At 70.4% G+C, this 17,294-nt stretch carries 18 protein-coding genes; all 18 read left to right on the forward strand.

All coding sequences use genetic code 11. The features are described from left to right. Window positions 1–9: 9 nt before the first annotated feature. The 18 genes from folP to dhaM all read left to right on the forward strand — a co-directional run bounded on the left by folP (window position 10) and on the right by dhaM (window position 17,270). Window positions 10–921: a dihydropteroate synthase gene (gene folP / locus ACTIMO_RS03875; RefSeq protein ID WP_448181538.1), complete on the forward strand. Its 912-nt coding sequence runs from the start codon at window positions 10–12 to the stop codon at window positions 919–921. Beyond that, complete coding sequence (gene folB, locus ACTIMO_RS03880; protein ID WP_321166876.1) at window positions 918–1,415, forward strand: dihydroneopterin aldolase; 498 nt, start codon at window positions 918–920, stop codon at window positions 1,413–1,415. The genes folP and folB overlap by 4 nt, the downstream gene beginning before the upstream one ends. Continuing rightward, window positions 1,412–1,906 (forward strand): 2-amino-4-hydroxy-6-hydroxymethyldihydropteridine diphosphokinase, encoded by a 495-nt coding sequence (gene folK, locus ACTIMO_RS03885; RefSeq protein ID WP_055765933.1) that lies wholly within the window; start codon window positions 1,412–1,414, stop codon window positions 1,904–1,906. Before folB ends, folK begins: the two co-directional genes overlap by 4 nt. 6 nt (window positions 1,907–1,912) lie before the next feature. Continuing rightward, window positions 1,913–2,398 (forward strand): DUF3180 domain-containing protein, encoded by a 486-nt coding sequence (locus tag ACTIMO_RS03890; RefSeq protein ID WP_055765929.1) that lies wholly within the window; start codon window positions 1,913–1,915, stop codon window positions 2,396–2,398. Then, window positions 2,391–2,906, forward strand: a complete 516-nt coding sequence (locus tag ACTIMO_RS03895) for a PH domain-containing protein (protein ID WP_055765925.1) — start codon at window positions 2,391–2,393, stop codon at window positions 2,904–2,906. The genes ACTIMO_RS03890 and ACTIMO_RS03895 overlap by 8 nt, the downstream gene beginning before the upstream one ends. Further along, entirely contained in the window at window positions 2,903–4,723 is a 1,821-nt protein-coding gene (locus ACTIMO_RS03900) for a PH domain-containing protein (RefSeq protein ID WP_448181539.1), read from the forward strand. The genes ACTIMO_RS03895 and ACTIMO_RS03900 overlap by 4 nt, the downstream gene beginning before the upstream one ends. Further along, window positions 4,710–5,651 carry a Rossmann-like and DUF2520 domain-containing protein gene (locus tag ACTIMO_RS03905; RefSeq protein WP_055765920.1) on the forward strand — a complete coding sequence of 314 codons (942 nt, stop codon included), beginning with the start codon at window positions 4,710–4,712 and terminating at the stop codon, window positions 5,649–5,651. Before ACTIMO_RS03900 ends, ACTIMO_RS03905 begins: the two co-directional genes overlap by 14 nt. A 194-nt stretch (window positions 5,652–5,845) precedes the next feature. Continuing rightward, window positions 5,846–6,778 (forward strand): pantoate--beta-alanine ligase, encoded by a 933-nt coding sequence (gene panC, locus ACTIMO_RS03910; protein WP_422390992.1) that lies wholly within the window; start codon window positions 5,846–5,848, stop codon window positions 6,776–6,778. A gap of 103 nt (window positions 6,779–6,881) precedes the next feature. Further along, window positions 6,882–8,339: a lysine--tRNA ligase gene (lysS, locus tag ACTIMO_RS03915; RefSeq protein ID WP_422392072.1), complete on the forward strand. Its 1,458-nt coding sequence runs from the start codon at window positions 6,882–6,884 to the stop codon at window positions 8,337–8,339. 2 nt (window positions 8,340–8,341) lie between these two features. Further along, the gene (locus tag ACTIMO_RS03920; RefSeq protein WP_055765913.1) at window positions 8,342–8,554 is read left to right on the forward strand and encodes a hypothetical protein; all 213 of its coding nucleotides are present in this window, start codon (window positions 8,342–8,344) and stop codon (window positions 8,552–8,554) included. Between the two features lie 81 nt (window positions 8,555–8,635). Next, window positions 8,636–8,971: a histone-like nucleoid-structuring protein Lsr2 gene (locus tag ACTIMO_RS03925; RefSeq protein WP_448181540.1), complete on the forward strand. Its 336-nt coding sequence runs from the start codon at window positions 8,636–8,638 to the stop codon at window positions 8,969–8,971. A 122-nt stretch (window positions 8,972–9,093) separates the two neighbouring features. Then, window positions 9,094–11,601, forward strand: a complete 2,508-nt coding sequence (locus ACTIMO_RS03930) for an ATP-dependent Clp protease ATP-binding subunit (RefSeq protein WP_055765906.1) — start codon at window positions 9,094–9,096, stop codon at window positions 11,599–11,601. A 154-nt stretch (window positions 11,602–11,755) separates the two neighbouring features. Then, window positions 11,756–13,780, forward strand: a complete 2,025-nt coding sequence (locus ACTIMO_RS03935) for a S9 family peptidase (protein ID WP_448181541.1) — start codon at window positions 11,756–11,758, stop codon at window positions 13,778–13,780. A 38-nt stretch (window positions 13,781–13,818) separates the two neighbouring features. Continuing rightward, window positions 13,819–14,328 carry an amino-acid N-acetyltransferase gene (locus tag ACTIMO_RS03940; RefSeq protein ID WP_055765902.1) on the forward strand — a complete coding sequence of 170 codons (510 nt, stop codon included), beginning with the start codon at window positions 13,819–13,821 and terminating at the stop codon, window positions 14,326–14,328. A 131-nt stretch (window positions 14,329–14,459) separates the two neighbouring features. Continuing rightward, window positions 14,460–14,636: a CsbD family protein gene (locus ACTIMO_RS03945; protein WP_082471157.1), complete on the forward strand. Its 177-nt coding sequence runs from the start codon at window positions 14,460–14,462 to the stop codon at window positions 14,634–14,636. Between the two features lie 218 nt (window positions 14,637–14,854). Continuing rightward, window positions 14,855–15,856, forward strand: coding sequence for a dihydroxyacetone kinase subunit DhaK (gene dhaK, locus ACTIMO_RS03950; protein ID WP_422390995.1), 1,002 nt, complete (start codon window positions 14,855–14,857; stop codon window positions 15,854–15,856). After that, window positions 15,853–16,515: a dihydroxyacetone kinase subunit DhaL gene (gene dhaL, locus ACTIMO_RS03955; RefSeq protein WP_448181542.1), complete on the forward strand. Its 663-nt coding sequence runs from the start codon at window positions 15,853–15,855 to the stop codon at window positions 16,513–16,515. Before dhaK ends, dhaL begins: the two co-directional genes overlap by 4 nt. Beyond that, entirely contained in the window at window positions 16,512–17,270 is a 759-nt protein-coding gene (dhaM, locus tag ACTIMO_RS03960) for a dihydroxyacetone kinase phosphoryl donor subunit DhaM (protein WP_422390997.1), read from the forward strand. Before dhaL ends, dhaM begins: the two co-directional genes overlap by 4 nt. The last annotated feature ends 24 nt before the right edge of the window (window positions 17,271–17,294 follow it).

A 17,294-nucleotide genomic window follows, 5' to 3' on the forward strand; every position in this document is an offset into this window, starting at 1 on the left:
CCCGCTTTCATGGATTCACTCGCCGCAGCGCCCGGAACAGGGCCGGCGACCTCGCCGCTGCCCGTCATCCGACCGGTCCGTTCCGCCAGGACCTTCGGTGACCTGCCCACGGACCGCGCGGTGGTCATGGGTATCCTCAACGTCACGCCGGACTCGTTCAGCGACGGCGGCAGGTTCGCAGGCACCGACGACGCCATCGGCCACGGCCTCCGCATGCACTACGGCGGGGCGGACATCATCGACGTCGGAGGTGAGTCGACGCGTCCCGGGGCCCGGGCCGTGCCGGTCGAGGAGGAACTGCAGCGGGTGCTGCCCGTCGTCCGGGCGCTCGTCAAGGCCGGCGCCCTGGTGAGCATCGACACCATGCACGCCGAGACGGCCCGCCAGGCCCTCGACGCGGGCGCGTCGATCGTCAACGACATCTCGGGCGTCGAGTTCGATCCGGCCATGCCGGCCCTCGTGGCCGAGCGGGGCGTGCCGTACATCCTGACCCACAGGCGCGGATCGGCGACCACCATGACCTCACTCGCCGAGTACCACGACGTCGTCGCGGAGGTCACCGGGGAACTCGCCGAGCTCCGTGACCGGTTCGTGGCGGCGGGCGTGGCCGCCGAGCGCATCATCCTCGATCCCGGTCTCGGCTTCGCGAAGACGGACGAACACAACTGGCTGCTCCTGCGCCACCTCGATGCCTTCATCTCACTGGGCCACCGCGTCCTGGTCGGGGCCTCGCGCAAGCGGTTCCTCGGTACCCTGCTCACCTCGGCGGGTAAGGCCGCGACGCCGGGCGAGCGTGACCACGCCTCGCTCGCCGTCGCCACCCTGGCCGCCTCGTCGGGCGCCTGGGGAGTCCGTGTCCACGATCCCGTCACCACGCTCGACGCCGTGAAGGTCGCAGCCGCCATCGGTCCGCGCCCGTGAGTGAGGTCCACGGCGCCACGTCCGACGGCGCGTCCCGGTACGCGGTCGCCGACGCCGGGGGAGTGTCACCCGGGCAGTCCCTGAGGGCCACCTCCGGCCACGTCCCCGGGCTGGCAGGTTCCCCCTCCGGTGCCCTCGACTCGGTGGTGCTGCGCGGCATCTCCGCGAACGGCTACCACGGCGTCTTCGACCACGAGCGCCGCGAGGGCCAGCCGTTCGTGGTCGACATCGTCCTGCACCTCGACCTGCAGCCGGCCGGGACGAGCGACGAACTGGCGCGGACCGCCCACTACGGCGAGCTCGCCGGCCTGGTGCACGGGATCATCGGCGGTGAGCCGTTCGACCTGATCGAGGCGCTGGCCGAGACCATCGCCTCGGCGGTCCTCGCCGCCTTCCCGGTGGCCGCCGTCGACGTGACGGTGCACAAGCCGAAAGCGCCCATCGAGGTGCCCTTCGGCGACGTGGCGGTCACGCTGCGCAGGAGCCGGCCGTGAGCGGTACCGTGCGCTCCGTGCTCGCGCTCGGCAGCAACCTCGGCGCGAGCAGCGACACCCTGGTGCGTGCCGTCGCGGACCTCGTCGAACCGGACAACGTCCGGCTGCACGCCGTCTCACCCGTGGTGCGCACGAAGCCGGTGGGCGGACCGGAGCAGCCGGACTACCTCAACATGGTGATCGAGGTCGAGACGGATCGTGACCCGTACGAGCTCCTCGCGCACTGCCAGGCGGTGGAGGAGAAGTACCACCGCAAGCGCCTCGTCCGGTGGGGTCCCCGCACCCTGGACATCGACATCATCACCTACGGCTCGCTGGTCTCCGACGACGAGGCACTGACCATCCCGCATCCGCGGGCGGCGTCGCGTGCCTTCGTGCTGCAGCCGTGGGCGTGGATGGATGCCGGGGCCCGGCTGGCCGGCCGGCCGGTCGCCGAGCTGGCCGCGGAGGCGGAGGACCTTGCGGGCCTGGTGCCCTTCGAGGGAGTCTAGGACGTTGTGAGCACCCTTCGGTTCCGGTGGCTGGCCCTCGTGGGCCTGGTGGCCGGGCTTGCCGGCTGGCTGGTCAACTGGTTCGCCACCCGCAACGGGTACGGGACGCCGGCCCTGCCGCTGACGTCCCTCGTCACCACGGCGGCGATCATCGCCATCACCCTGGTCTTCGGGCGCCGCGTGCTCCGTTGGCGGAACGGCAGGCGGGACCGTCCCCTCGACCCCCTTCTCGCCCTGCGTACCCTGGTGCTCGCGCAGGCCTGCGCCTATGCGGGGGCCCTCAACCTCGGCTGGCACGCGGGCATCCTCGTGGACCAGGTGGCCCTGGCGTCCGTCCGCTCCACCAGCCTGCCGGTCTGGGGGTCTGTGGCGCTGATGGCGGGCGGGACCGTCATGATTATGGTGGGACTGGTCGTCGAGAACTTCTGCAGGCTGCCGCCGGACGACGACGGCACCGGGGCTCCGGGCCACACCGAGGGGGAATATGCGTAGGGAACCGATCGATCCGTCCGGTCTCGAGTGGACGAGGGTGTCCCCGAAGTACCTCAGGGTCCGCCTGCTCGGCTGGCTCATCGGGTCTCTCGTGTGGATCCTGCTCGCGTCCGTGCCGCTCGTGCTGCGCCTGACCGGTGTCTGGGACTCCTTCCCGCCCGTGTGGCTCGCCTGGGGCCTCCCGGCCGTGGTGCTGGTCAGCGCCGTCTGGCGCGGGATCCTCCTGCCCCGCCAGGTGCGGGCCATCGGGTACGCGGAGCGCGACGACGACCTCCTGGTCCGCCAGGGCGTGTTCTTCCAGCGCACCATGGTGGTTCCCTACGGCCGCATGCAGTACGTCGACGTCGCCGTCGGTCCGATCGAGCGTGCCTTCGGCATCTGCACGCTGAAGCTCCACACGGCGTCCCCCGCGACGAACGCCTTCATCCCCGGTCTGCCGACCGGGGAGGGCGCCCGGCTGCGCGAGCAGCTGTCCGCGCGGGGAGAAGCCAGGCTGGCCGGACTGTGACCGACGGAGAGGCCGTCGCACCGCAGTCGGCGGACGAGTGGCGCCGCGTCCATGTCATCTCCCCGCTCGTGCGCGGCTGGATCGCGCTCGTGGCCATCCTCTACTTCGCGGGCAGGGACTGGTTCGAGGGCCTCTTCGATGCCGACTCGAGGGGTCGGGGTCCGCTGCCCGAGGGGGTCGGCCTGCTGCTCGCGGGCGGTGTGGTGCTCGGCGTCGTCGTCGTCATCGCGGCCGTCTTCCTCGTGTCCTGGTACTTCACCCGCTACCAGGTGACCGCCGAGCACGTCCGGGTGCACTCCGGTGTCGTCTTCCGGCAACAGCGGCAGGCGCGGCTGGACCGGGTCCAGGCCATCGACATCGTGCAGCCGTTCCTCGCAAGGATCTTCGGGCTGGCCGAACTGAAGTTCGAGGTGGCGGACGCGGGGGAATCGGCCGTCCGGCTCGCCTTCCTCAAGCTCGACGACGCGAAGAAGCTCCGCGCCACGATCCTCGCCCGGGCAGCGGGTGTGGAGCCGGACCCCGACCACCCGGAGGAGGTCCCCGAGGCCCCCGAGCGGGAGGTGGTGGTGATCCCTCCCGGCCGCGTCGTCGGAGCCGCGCTGCTCTCCGGCACCACGGTCGCGCTCGTGGTGGCGGCGGCGGTCATCATCTCCCTCGGCATCACCCTGGACACGCCCTTCATCGCCACCTCCTTCATCCCGCTGCTGATCGGCGTGGTGGGTGCGTACTGGTCCGCCCTGAGCACCGGCTACAACTTCCGTGCCGCCACGTCACCGGACGGCATCCGCATGCGCTACGGCCTGCTCGACACGCGCTCCCAGACGGTTCCCCCCGGTCGCGTGCAGGCCCTCGGGATCGTGCAGTCCCCGCTCTGGCGACTGAAGGGCTGGTACCGCGTCACGGTGAATGTCGCGGGCTACGGGGCGTCGGCGTCCAACGAAGGCCAGGCCCGGGCCACCCTCCTGCCCGTCGGCACGCGCGACGAGGTCCTGCAGATCCTCGCCCTGGTCCTCCCGGATCCCGGCACCCCGCGGCCCGTCGAGGTGTTCGGTGCCGGCATGACCGGGCGCGACGGCGGGGAGGGGTACGTCACGACGCCGCGCCGGGCGCGATGGCTGGCCCCGCTCGCGTGGCGGCGCAACGGGTTCACCGTGACCGGCACGGCGCTGCTGCTGCGCTCCGGTGTGCTGTGGCGCCGGCTCGTCGTGGTGCCGCACGAGCGGACCCAGTCGCTGTCGATCGACCAGGGGCCCGTGGACCGCCGCGTCCGGGTGGCGAACCTGCAGTTCCAGACGACACCGGGTCCTGTCAGCCCACGCGTCCTCCTCGCCGACGCCGATGCGGCCTGGGACCTGTTCCACGGTCAGTCGGTGCGGGCCGCCGAGGCACGACGCCGCAGCGGTCCGGAGCAGTGGATGAAGCCCGTCAGCCTGCCCGTGGCGCAGACCGTCGACGGGCCGGACCACCACGTCGAGGTCCGTGCGACGACCGGGCCGGGCGTCCCGGACGCGGCACCGGGGGACTCCGGGCGGACCGCAGCCGTCCCTCTGCCCGGACAGCCCGTCGGCGTCCACGACGCCGACGGGGATCGGCCGGTGGATGACGCAGCGACGCGATCCGCGGTGGTGGACGGTGGCCCGTCGACGTCCGGTGGATCACCGGGTGGGCCGGTGGGCCCGTCCGGAGCCACCGATGGCGCGGTCGACCGGCCCGCTGCGCCGGAGCAGGCCGCCGTCATGCCCGAGGTTCCCCGGTACGAACCGGCGGCCCCGCAGGCGTCCCCGTCGCTCGAGGAGGCGCCCGATGGCCGGCGCTGATGCGTCCCGCCGCCCGGGCAGGCTCGGGGTCGGCATCGTCGGCGCCGGCAAGGTGGGTGCCGTCCTCGGTGCTGCACTGCGCTCGGCCGGTCACGCCGTCGTCGGGGTGTCCGCCGTGTCCGAAGCCAGCCGGGAACGCGCCGAGAACCTGCTGCCGGGCGTGCCCGTGCTGGAGGTGCCGGACATCATCGAGCGTGCGGAACTGGTGCTCCTGGCCGTGCCCGACGACGCCCTGGCCACGCTGGTCGAGGGCCTCGCGCAGCTCGGCGTGTGGCAGGCGGGGCAGCTGGTGGTGCACACCTCCGGCCGGTACGGCACCGCGGTGCTCGCCCCGGCACGTGCCGCCGGGGCCATCCCGCTCGCCCTCCACCCGGCCATGACCTTCACCGGGCTCAGCCTCGACCTCGGGCGCCTGCCGGACACCACGTTCGGCATCACGGCGCCGTCGGCCGTCCTTCCCATCGCCCAGGCGCTCGTCGTCGAGATGGGGGCTGAGCCGGTGGTCATCGAGGAGGAATCACGGGCGCTGTACCACGCGGCCCTCGCGCATGCCTCGAACCACCTCGTCACCATCGCCGCCCAGTCCGCACAGCTCCTGGCCGACCTCGGGGTGCAGCACCCCGACCGCATGCTCGGTCCGCTCATGAAGGCCTCGCTCGAGAACGCCCTCTCCGCGGGCGAGGGCGCGCTCACCGGTCCGGTGGCGCGCGGTGACGCGGGCACTGTCCGGATCCACCGGGCGGCCCTCGAGGCGCACGACGCCCCGGACACGCGCCAGGCCTACCTCGGTATGGCCCGCGCCACGGCACTGCGTGCCCTCGAACGCGGCGTCCTGACCCCGGCGCAGGGGGAATCGATCCTCGCCGCCCTCGCCGACGACCCCGGGACGGGCGATCCTCCGGGCCCGGGATCGGACACCGGCGATTGACCGGGCTGACCTGACGGCACCGATCCCGCTGCGCCCCCGTCCGATCGCCCCCACCTGATCCGACGCCGACCCGGATCCGACGGATCCGACGGATCTGCCGGACCCGACGGATCCGATCAGTTCGACCAGAACCCAGCGCAACGCCGACGCAGCCTGCCGCACCGCCCGCGCTCCCACCCCCGGAAGGACCCTCCATGACCGTCGACAGCTCTGCCGGCGCCGACACCGTGCCGCTCCTCGTCTCGACTCCCGCAGACCTCCGAGCCGCCACGGCCGCCCTGCTGGAGCAGGTGCGCGCGCAGCGCCCGGCGGGGACACGGCCGTCGCTCGGCCTCGTGCCCACGATGGGCGGGCTGCACGCCGGACACGCGTCCCTCGCGCGCGCCGCGCGGGAGGCGAACGACGTTGTGGTCGCCTCCGTGTTCGTGAACCCCCTGCAGTTCGGCGACCCCGCCGATCTCGAGCGGTATCCCCGCACCCTGGACGACGACCTCCGCCTCCTCGGCGGGGTCGGCGTCGACATCGTCTTCGCCCCCTCGGTCGCGGACATGTACCCGGGCGGCGAACCGCTGGTACGGCTCAGTGCCGGACGCATGGGGGAGGTCCTCGAGGGTGCCTCCCGTCCCGGCCATTTCGACGGCATGCTGACCGTCGTGTCCAAGCTCCTGAACCTCGGCCTGCCGGGAACCGCGGCGGAGTACCGCGCGTACTTCGGCGAGAAGGACGCGCAGCAGCTGGCGATCATCCGCCGCATGGTGCTCGACCTGAACATCCCGGTCGCCATCGAGGGCGTCGCGATCGTGCGCGACGACGACGGCCTCGCCCTCTCGAGCCGCAACAGGTTCCTCGGTGCAGAGGAACGGCGGGCCGCGCTCGTGCTGTCGAGGGTCCTGCACGGCCTCGCCGAGGACGTCCGGAGCGGGCGCGCGCCGGACCTCGACGCCGCGCGCACCGCGGTGTCCGCCGAGCCCTGGGTGGACCTGGACTACCTCGAGGCCATCGATCCGGCGTCGTTCGCCCCCGTCGGGGAGGGCGCCCCGACCACTGCGCCCGTACTCGTCGTCGTCGCCGCCCGCGTCGGTGCCGTCCGCCTCATCGACAACATGCTCCTGCCCGCTGTGGGCTGACCCACACCGTCCGTCCCCGGCGCCCGTGCCCCGGCACGGAGCCGTAAACTTGTCTTCCGTGACCCACGACGACACCGCTCCCGCCGACGACCTCAACGAGCAGATGCGCTTCCGCCTGCAGAAGCGGGCCGCGCTGCTCGACGCCGGGATGGAGCCCTACCCCGTCAAGCCCGAGCGGACGCATTCGCTGACCGAGATCCGCGAGCGGTTCGCGGATCTCGAGACGGGCGAGTCCAGCGGGCAGGAGGTCGCCGTCGTCGGGCGCGTGGTCTTCATCAGGAACTCCGGCAAGCTGTGCTTCGCGACCCTGCAGGAGGGCAACGGCACGAGGCTCCAGCTCATGCTGAGCCTCGCCGAGATCGGCGACGACAGCCTCGCCCGGTGGAAGTCCCTCGTGGACCTCGGCGACCACGTGCAGGTGCACGGCGAGGTCATCAGCTCCCGGCGTGGTGAGCTCTCGGTCATGGCGAAGGCCTGGACCATGGCGTCCAAGGCGCTGCGCCCGCTCCCCACCCTGCACGCAGGACTCAACGAGGAGACGCGCGTCCGCCAGCGGTACGTCGACCTCATGGTGCGTGAGGAAGCGCGCAGCATGGTGCGCACCCGCGCGGCCATCACCCGAACCCTTCGCGACACCCTCCATGCCCACGACTACGTCGAGGTGGAGACGCCGATCCTGCAGCTCGTCCACGGAGGGGCGACCGCCCGGCCTTTCGAGACGCATCTCAATGCCTTCGACCAGAAGATGACGCTGCGGATCGCCCTCGAGCTGTACCTCAAGCGCGCCGTGGTGGGCGGGATCGACCGCGTCTACGAGATCGGCCGGATCTTCCGCAACGAGGGGGTCGACTCCACGCACAGCCCTGAGTTCACGATGCTCGAGTGCTACGAGGCCTACGCCGACCAGTTCGTCATGGCGGACCGCATGAAGGAGATGATCCTCGCGTGCGCCGACCTGCTGGGGTCCCGGACCCTCGAGACGTCGAAGGGGACGGTGGAGCTCGACGGCGAGTGGGCATGGCTCGGCGTCTACCCGGGCCTGTCCGCCGCGGTGGGCCAGGACGTCACCCCCGACACGGGGATCGAGGAGCTGCGGTCCGTCGCCGAGCGTCACGAGGTGTCGCTCGATCCTGCCTGGGGCGCCGAGAAGGTGGTGCTGGAGCTGTTCTCCGAGATCGTGGAGCCGACCCTGATCCAGCCCACCTTCGTCTACGACTACCCGCCCTCGGCGCAGCCCCTGGCGCGCCCGCACCGCGAGGACTCCCGGCTCATCGAGGCGTGGGACCTCATCATCGGCGGGATGGAGCGGGGTACGGCCTTCTCCGAGCTCATCGACCCGGTCGTCCAGCGCCGGCGCCTGACCGAGCAGTCGCGCCAGGCCGCCGCGGGCGACGACGAGGCCATGCAGCTCGACGAGGACTTCCTGCGCGCACTGGAGTACGGTGCACCGCCCATGGGAGGTATCGGTCTCGGTATCGACCGCCTCGTCATGCTTTTCACCGACGTCGGAATTCGCGAGTCGATCCTGTTCCCCATTCTCAAGCCCGAGGCCGGTCAGTAGCCGTGGAATATATCGCCGTCCTCCTACCGTCAGTCTGCTTGGCAGTTCTTTTCTACTTCGTGATCAAGGCCATATTCAATGTCGACCGCTCCGAGCGTGAGGCCATGGCCCGCGCGGAGGAAATCGCGGAGGAAATGCAGGACGCCGAGGACGCCCGGGTCGCGGAATCACGGGAGAAAAAGAATGACGACCAGGAAATCGACCCCCACGCGTAATCTCTTTCTTTGACCTCAATAGATGCGTGGCCCATACTCTTTCTCGGGGGCATCTCTATCGAGTAACCATTAGGAGACATTGTGGCGCAGAAGGTAAAGATCATCCTCATCGACGACATCGACGGCGGAGAAGCCGACGAGACGGTGCGCTTCGGTCTCGATGGCGTCCAGTACGAGATCGACCTCTCCGAGGCGCACGCGTCCGAACTCCGCGAGGCCCTCGTCGCCTACGTCGGGGCCGCCCGCCGCAGCAACCAGACGAAGCAGCGGTCGGGTTCCGCAAGCGCTCCGTCCGCCTCGCGGAACCAGGAAGCCGCGCAGATCCGCGAGTGGGCCAAGGAGAACGGGTACAGCGTCTCCTCCCGCGGTCGCGTGAACAGCGAGATCGTGGAGGCGTACCGCGCAGCTCAGCGCTGACCATCCCCTCCGGGCGTCGGAGCGGAAGCCCCTCCCGGCTTATCTCGCCTGTGGCGAACACGCGCCCAAAGCACACCCCGTGCCCGTAGCATCGAAATACGCGTTAGCTAGGAGTGTGTCTGATGTTCGAGAGATTTACAGATCGTGCCCGTCGAGTTGTTGTGCTGGCCCAAGAAGAGGCCCGCATGCTCAACCACAATTACATCGGCACCGAGCACATCCTGCTTGGCCTGATCCACGAGGGTGAGGGTGTTGCCGCCAAGGCCCTCGAGTCACTCAGCATCTCCCTCGGTGCCGTACGGGAACAGGTGCAGGAGATCATCGGCCAGGGCCAGCAGGCCCCGTCCGGTCACATCCCCTTCACCCCCCGGGCCAAGAAGGTGCTGGAGCTCTCCCTCCGGGAGGCCCTTCAGCTCGGCCACAACTACATCGGCACCGAGCACATCCTGCTCGGTCTCATCCGCGAGGGTGAGGGCGTCGCCGCGCAGGTCCTCGTCAAGCTCGGGGCCGATCTCAACCGCGTCCGCCAGCAGGTCATCCAGCTGCTCTCGGGCTACCAGGGCAAGGAGCCGGCAGCTGCCGGCGGCCCCCAGCAGGAGGGCACCCCGGCGGGTTCGGTGGTGCTGGACCAGTTCGGGCGCAACCTGACCCAGGCTGCTCGGGAGTCCAAGCTCGATCCCGTGATCGGGCGCGAGCAGGAGATGGAACGCGTCATGCAGGTCCTCTCCCGCCGCACCAAGAACAACCCGGTGCTCATCGGCGAGCCCGGCGTCGGCAAGACCGCCGTCGTCGAGGGTCTCGCTCAGGCGATCGTGCGCGGGGACGTCCCGGAGACCATCAAGGACAAGCAGCTGTACACCCTGGACCTCGGGTCCCTGGTCGCCGGCTCACGCTACCGCGGTGACTTCGAGGAGCGACTGAAGAAGGTCCTCAAGGAGATCCGCACGCGCGGCGACATCATCCTGTTCATCGACGAGATCCACACGCTCGTCGGCGCGGGTGCCGCCGAGGGTGCCATCGATGCCGCGTCGATCCTGAAGCCCATGCTCGCGCGTGGCGAACTCCAGACGATCGGCGCCACCACGCTGGACGAGTACCGCAAGCACATCGAAAAGGATGCAGCGCTGGAGCGCCGCTTCCAGCCGATCCAGGTCGCCGAGCCCTCCGTGGCCCACGCGATCGAGATCCTCAAGGGCCTGCGGGACCGCTACGAGGCGCACCACCGCGTCTCGATCACCGACGGTGCGCTGACGAGTGCTGCGACGCTCGCCGAGCGCTACATCTCCGACCGGTTCCTGCCGGACAAGGCGATCGACCTCATCGACGAGGCGGGCGCGCGGCTGCGCATCCGTCGGATGACGGCCCCGCCGGAGCTCAAGGAGATCGACGAGCGCATCGCGGACGTCAAGCGCGAGAAGGAGTCGGCCATCGACTCCCAGGACTTCGAGGGTGCCGCCGCACTGCGCGACAAGGAGCAGAAGCTCCATGACGAGCGGAGCGACAAGGAGCGCCGCTGGAAGTCCGGCGGACTGGACGACATCGCCGAGGTGGACGAGGAGCTCATCGCCGAGGTGCTGGCCAACTCCACGGGAATCCCCGTGTTCAAGCTGACCGAGGCCGAGTCCTCGCGACTGCTCAACATGGAGGCCGAGCTGCACAAGCGGGTCATCGGGCAGAACGAGGCCATCAAGGCCATCTCCCAGGCCATCCGCCGCACGCGCGCCGGCCTCAAGGACCCGAAGCGTCCGGGCGGCTCCTTCATCTTCGCCGGCCCCACGGGTGTCGGTAAGACGGAGCTGGCCAAGGCTCTTGCCGAGTTCCTGTTCGGTGAGGAGGACGCCCTCATCACCCTGGACATGTCCGAGTACTCGGAGAAGCACACCGTCTCGCGGCTCTTCGGTGCCCCTCCCGGGTACGTGGGCTACGAGGAGGGCGGCCAGCTGACCGAGAAGGTCCGCCGCAAGCCGTTCTCCGTGGTGCTCTTCGACGAGGTGGAGAAGGCCCACGCCGACCTCTTCAACTCGCTCCTCCAGATCCTGGAGGACGGTCGCCTGACCGACAGTCAGGGCCGCATGGTGGACTTCAAGAACACGGTGATCATCATGACCACCAACCTCGGGACCCGGGACATCTCGAAGGGCGTCATGACGGGCTTCCAGTCCGGCTCCGACACCACGACGAGCTACAACCGGATGAAGGCCAAGGTGCAGGAGGAGCTCAAGCAGCACTTCCGGCCCGAGTTCCTCAACCGTGTCGACGACACCGTGGTGTTCCCGCAGCTCACGCAGGACGAGATCGTCGAGATCGTGGACCTGTTCCTCGAGCGTCTGAGTGGCCGCATGGCCGACAAGGGCATGACGATCGAGCTCACGCCTGCGGCGAAGGTGCTCCTCGCGACCCGCGGTTACGATCCCGCGATGGGTGCCAGGCCGCTGCGCCGCACCATCCAGCGCGAGATCGAGGACCAGCTGTCCGAGAAGATCCTCTTCGGGGAGATCAAGTCGGGCGAGCGCGTGGCCGTCGACGTCGAGGGCGAGGGTGTGGACGCGATCTTCACCTTCACCCCCCACGGTGCACCCAAGGAGATCGAGGACTCACCGGCTGCGCTCGAGGCGAGCGTCCCGGAGTAGGCGAGGTCCCTGCCAGCACGACGACGGAGCCCGTCCCGGATCACCGGGGCGGGCTCCGTCGTTTCCTGCCGAGTCGATCGGTGCCCGCGGCAACGGAATTCATCCCTGAGTGAACTCCCTGTGACGACGCACACACCGGTGGTAGAGATGAGGCATGACCACGCCCTTCTCCTCCCTCGAGGATTTCGTCGCCCTGCCGCGCCTCAGCGGACTCGTGCTCAACAGGGAGGGCACGCGACTCGTCACGTCCGTCGCCACCCTCGATCCGAAGAAGACCGCCTACCAGAGCGCGCTCTGGGAGATCGACCCCTCGGGCGCACAGCCCGCGCGTCGGCTGACCCGCAGTTCCGCCGGGGAGTCCGGTGCGGCGTTCCTCGCCGGCGGCGACCTCCTCTTCACCTCCGCCCGCCCCGATCCCGAGGATGCCGACGGCGAGAAGCGTCCGTCGCTCTGGCGGCTGCCCGCGACCGGAGGCGAGGCATTGCTCCTCGTGACGCGTGAGGGTGGGGTGTCCGGCGTGCTGACCGCCACCGAGGCCGACGTCGTCGTCCTGACGGCCGACGCGCTCGCCGGTTCGACCGGCGAGGAGGACGACGCCGAGCGGCGGAAGGCGCGGAAGGACTCCGGCGTCGCAGCCATCCTGCACGCGGGCTACCCGGTGCGTTACTGGGACGCGGACCTCGGCCCCGACGAGCCGCGATACCTCGAGGTGACCGATGTCGACGGCGACGGGCGACCGACCCTCGACGACATCCTTCCCTCCGCGCGGGGCGGGCTGCGGAACGCCCATGCCGTGCTCAGCCCGGACGGACGCGTGCTGTTCAGTTCGCTGACCGTGCCCGAGGAGCTCGGCTCGCAGCGCTCGGTCCTCGTGCGCGTGGACCTGGCCACCAGGGAACTCAGCGTCCTGCTCGACGATCGGGAGAACGACTACACTCCCGGCCCGGTCAGCCCCGACGGCAGATATCTCGCCGTCACACGTGACCGCCGGACCACGGCCGAGCTGGCGCCGCAGTCGAGCCTCCTGCTGTTCCCGCTCGACGGGGGAGAGCCCCGGCAGCTGGCGGCGGACTGGGACCGTTGGCCGTCGCCGGAGGCCTGGCTGCCGGACGGCTCGTCGCTCGTGGCCACGGCGGACGACGACGGCGGGGCACCCGTCGTCGTCATCGACGTGGCGACCGGTGCGGTGCGGCGGGTGACGGAGGACACTGCTGCCTACTCCGACGTCCAGGTCTCCCCGGACGGCAGGACGGCCTACGCCGTCCGCAGTTCCTACCTCTTCCCGGCAGAAGTGGTGCGCATCGACCTCGCCACGGGGGCCACCGACCGCCTGCAGAACCCTGCCGAACGTCCGGAGCTGCCCGGCACGCTCGAGCGGGTGGCGTCGGTCGGTGAGGACGGGCAGGCCGTGAAGTCCTGGCTCGTGCTCCCGGAAGGGGCGTCCGCGGATGCCCCCGTGCCGGCGCTCCTGTGGATTCACGGCGGCCCGATCGGCTCGTGGAACGCCTGGACCTGGCGCTGGTCCCCCTGGGTCATGGCAGCCCGCGGCTACGCGGTCCTGCTGCCGGATCCCGCGCTCTCCACCGGGTACGGCCAGCACATGGTCGACCGCGGCTGGGGTTCCTGGGGCGCAGCTCCCTACACCGACCTGATGGCCGCAACGGACGACCTCGTGGCCCGCGACGACATCGACGGGACGCGCGTCGCAGCGATGGGCGGGAGCTTCGGCGGGTACATGGCGAACTGGGTCGCGGGACACACGGACCGCTTCGCGGCGATCGTCACGCACGCGAGTCTCTGGGCGCTGGACCAGTTCGGCGGCACCACGGATGCAGCGTACTACTGGGCGCGTGAGATGACCCCGGAGGCGATGCTCGAGAACTCCCCCCACGCGCACGTCGGGAACATCGATACACCCATGCTGGTCATCCACGGGGACAAGGACTACCGCGTGCCGATCGGCGAGGGACTGCGCCTCTGGTACGACCTCCTGTCCGCCTCGAAGCTCCCTGCGGACGGGCACGGCGTCACGCCCCACCGGTTCCTCTACTTCCCGGACGAGAACCACTGGATCCTGAAGCCGCAGCACGCGAAGATCTGGTACTCGGTGGTGGAGGCGTTCCTGGCCTCGAACGTCCTCGGGGAGGAGCGGGAACTGCCCCGCGAACTCGGCCTGTAGGCGGGCCGCAGTCGTGGGCGATCGCTAGAGTGGGCAGGATGAGCCCGACCTTCAGCCTCCGCCGCGCCCGCACATCGGACGTCCCCGCTATCAAGGCCCTCGTCGAGCCGCTCGCCGAGGAGCGCATCCTGATGGCGAAGGAGACCGTGGCCTACTACGAGGGCCTCCCCGAGTTCCGCATCGCCGAGTCCGACGACGGCGAGGTGCTGGGCTGCGGCGCGCTGCACATCATGTGGGAGGACCTCGCGGAGGTGCGTACCCTGGCGACGGCCCCCGCCGCCCGCGGACGTGGTGTGGGGCATGCCCTCGTCGAGGAGTTGCTGGAGGAGGCACGAGGGTTCGGGGTCAGCCGCGTCTTCTGCCTGACCTTCGAGGTCGACTTCTTCCGCCGGCACGGCTTCGAGGTGATGGCGGACCAGTCGGCCGTCGATCCGCGGATCTACTCCGAGCTGCTCCGCTCGCACGACGAGGGGGTCGCCGAGTTCCTCGATCTCGCCCGGGTGAAGCCGAACACGCTCGGGAACACCCGCATGATCAGGCAGCTCTGACCTGCTTCGTCCCTGGGGCTGGCATCAGCGGCGCCACGACGATAAGGTAAGACTACTTAGCATTCCCTCAGGGGGATGCCGGGACGCCACCGGAACCGGTGGCTGCACACCGACTGAAGGAGGTCCGCATCATGGGACTGGATGACAAGATCGGGAACAAGGGCCAGGACTTGGGCGGCAAGCTCAAGGAAGGTCTCGGCAAGGCGACCGGCGACAAGGACACTGAAGCCGAGGGCCACAAGGACCAGGCGAGTTCGAGCCTGAAGGACGCCGGCGAGAACGTCAAGGACGCGTTCAAGCGCGACTGATCGAACCGGGGCTCATCCTTCATCGGGTGGCCTGAGAACCGGAGGGAGGGGCCTGATCCAGGGCCCCTCCCTCCGGCGTCGGGCGTCGATTGCACGGAGCGGCCGGGCTATAGGCAGGCCGGGGAACGGGCGGTAACGTGTCACCCATGGCCGGGGTGGTCCACGTGAGGCGGGCTGCAGGCTGTCATCCGTCCGTTCGCAGGCTAGGAGCCGCCGTCGTGAAGAAGCTCATCAATGACCCCAGAGCCGTGGTCAACGAGTCGGTCGAGGGATTCGGTATCGCCCACGCCGACCTCGTGACCGTCCATCCGGAGCCGCTGTTCATCACCCGCAAGGATGCGCCCGTCCAGGGGAAGGTCGGCCTCGTCTCCGGTGGTGGAAGCGGACACGAGCCGCTGCATGCAGGGTTCGTGGGCCGCGGGATGCTCGATGCCGCGGTGCCGGGGGCGGTCTTCACCTCGCCGACCCCCGACCAGATCATCCCCGCCACCGCGGCCGTCGACGGCGGCGCCGGGGTGCTGCACATCGTCAAGAACTACACCGGGGACGTCCTCAACTTCGAGACCGCGGCCGAGATGGCGGAGGCGGACGGCATCTCCGTCCGCTCGGTCCTCGTGAACGACGACGTCGCCGTCGAGGACTCGCTCTACACGGCCGGGCGCCGCGGCGTGGGCGGTACCGTCCTCGTGGAGCGCATCGCGGGAGCAGCGGCGGAGCGGGGCGACGACCTCGACGCCGTGACGGCGATCGCGCAGCGCGTGATCGACGGCGTGCGCTCCATGGGCGTGGCCCTCGCGGCCTGCACCGTACCCCATGCGGGCGTGCCCAGCTTCGAGCTCGCAGAGGACGAGATCGAGATCGGCATCGGCATCCACGGCGAGCCGGGCCGGCACCGCATCGCCATGGAGGACGCAGACGGCATCACGCAGCGTCTGCTCGACTCCATCGTCGCGGATCTGTCCCTGACCTCGGGCGACCGCACCATCGTCATGGTCAACGGGATGGGCGGGACACCCGCGAGCGAGCTGTACATCGTGTTCCGCAAGGTGGCGCAACTCCTCGGGGACCTGGGCGTGAGCATCGACCGTTCGCTGGTGGGCAACTACATCACGGCCCTCGAGATGCAGGGCGCCTCCCTCACGATCCTCCGCGCCGACGACGAGATGCTCGACCTGTGGGACGCACCGGTGCATACTGCCGCGCTGCGCTGGGGAGCATGAGCGTGGCCGATGCCACCGGACCACTCGACGCCGCCTGGGCCGTCCGATGGATGCGCGGCACGGCGCAGGTCGTCGCCGAGAACCGAGCCCTCCTGATCGACCTCGACCGCGCCATCGGTGATGCCGACCACGGCGAGAACCTCGACCGGGGATTCGGCGCCGTGCTGCTCAAGCTCGACGGCGACGCACCGGAGACACCCGCCGCCGTCCTCAAGCTCGTGGCGATGACGCTCATGTCCACCGTCGGAGGAGCGGCCGGCCCGCTGTACGGGACGGCGTTCATCCGCGCGGCGACGTCGCTGGGTGACACCGGCACCGTCGATCCGACAGGAGTGGCCGGGATGATCGCGGCCGCTCGGGACGGCATCGTCGCGCGCGGGAAGGCGGAGGTGGGGGACAAGACCATGGTCGATGCGTGGACGCCGGCGTCCGAAGCGGCGGAGACGGCGGCGCAGGCCGGAGCCACGGCCCCCGAGGTGCTCGCCGCCGCGGCCAACGCCGCGCACGCCGGCGCCGTGGCCACGGAACCGCTGATCGCCCGGAAGGGCAGGGCCAGCTACCTCGGCGAGCGGAGCGCGGGCCACCAGGATCCGGGGGCGGTCTCGACGGCCCTCATCCTGCGGGCCGCCGCCGAGGCAGCCGGTGGAGAGGTCGCGTGAGCGTCGGGCTGGTCATCGTCTCGCACAGCCGGAAGATCGCCGAGGGCGTCGTCGAACTCGCGGCGCAGATGGCTCCCGACGTCGTCCTCGTCGCCGCCGGGGGAGCGGACGACGGCGAAGGACGGTCCCGGATCGGCACGAGCTTCGAGCGTGTGCAGGAGGGGATCGACAAGGCCTCGGGCGGTGACGGGGTCGTGATCCTGACGGACCTGGGTTCCGCGGTGATGACCGCAGAGATGGTGCTCGAGTTCCTGGAGCCTGAGGCCCGTGACGGGGTGCGGCTGGCGGAGGCGGCCCTCGTGGAGGGTGCCGTCGCCGCCGCGGTCCAGGCGCAGGGTGGCTCGTCCCTCGACGAGGTGCTGCGGGCGGCCGAGAACGCCGTCGTCTCCATCCGACCCGAGGAGCTCGAACCCTTCGTCTCGCACGCTGCAGCGGCGCCGGGCCGGGAGGAAGCCCGGCCGGAGGGGCCGGGAGCCGCCGGGTCCGCGGCGGGCCCGGTGGCCGCCGGGTCCTTCGTCCTGCCGAACCAGATGGGACTGCACGCCCGGCCGGCTGCGACACTCGCCACCGGTCTGCTCGAGCTCGACGCGGAGGTGACGGTGAACGGCGTCGACGGCACGTCCGTCATGCTGCTCATGAGCCTCGGGCTCGGCCAGGGACGGACGGTCGACGTCGAGGCCTCGGGGCCGGACGCGCAGGCCGCCGTCGACTTCGTGGCGCAGGCGGTGGAGTCCGGCTTCGGCGAACCGTCCTGATCGGAGGTAGCGCGGAGACCGGTC

Source organism: Arthrobacter sp. CP30 (genome assembly GCF_053470025.1).

What these genes read in the sequence shown, in the direction of transcription:
- folP (WP_448181538.1), top strand. Translation starts at nt 10, where the DNA reads ATGGATTCACTCGCCGCAGCGCCCGGAACAGGGCCGGCGACCTCGCCG.
- lysS (WP_422392072.1), top strand. Translation starts at nt 6,882, where the DNA reads ATGCGCTTCCGCCTGCAGAAGCGGGCCGCGCTGCTCGACGCCGGGATG.
- ACTIMO_RS03940 (WP_055765902.1), top strand. Translation starts at nt 13,819, where the DNA reads ATGAGCCCGACCTTCAGCCTCCGCCGCGCCCGCACATCGGACGTCCCC.
- panC (WP_422390992.1), top strand. Translation starts at nt 5,846, where the DNA reads ATGACCGTCGACAGCTCTGCCGGCGCCGACACCGTGCCGCTCCTCGTC.
- ACTIMO_RS03945 (WP_082471157.1), top strand. Translation starts at nt 14,460, where the DNA reads ATGGGACTGGATGACAAGATCGGGAACAAGGGCCAGGACTTGGGCGGC.
- ACTIMO_RS03895 (WP_055765925.1), top strand. Translation starts at nt 2,391, where the DNA reads ATGCGTAGGGAACCGATCGATCCGTCCGGTCTCGAGTGGACGAGGGTG.
- ACTIMO_RS03905 (WP_055765920.1), top strand. Translation starts at nt 4,710, where the DNA reads ATGGCCGGCGCTGATGCGTCCCGCCGCCCGGGCAGGCTCGGGGTCGGC.
- ACTIMO_RS03935 (WP_448181541.1), top strand. Translation starts at nt 11,756, where the DNA reads ATGACCACGCCCTTCTCCTCCCTCGAGGATTTCGTCGCCCTGCCGCGC.
- dhaL (WP_448181542.1), top strand. Translation starts at nt 15,853, where the DNA reads ATGAGCGTGGCCGATGCCACCGGACCACTCGACGCCGCCTGGGCCGTC.
- ACTIMO_RS03930 (WP_055765906.1), top strand. Translation starts at nt 9,094, where the DNA reads ATGTTCGAGAGATTTACAGATCGTGCCCGTCGAGTTGTTGTGCTGGCC.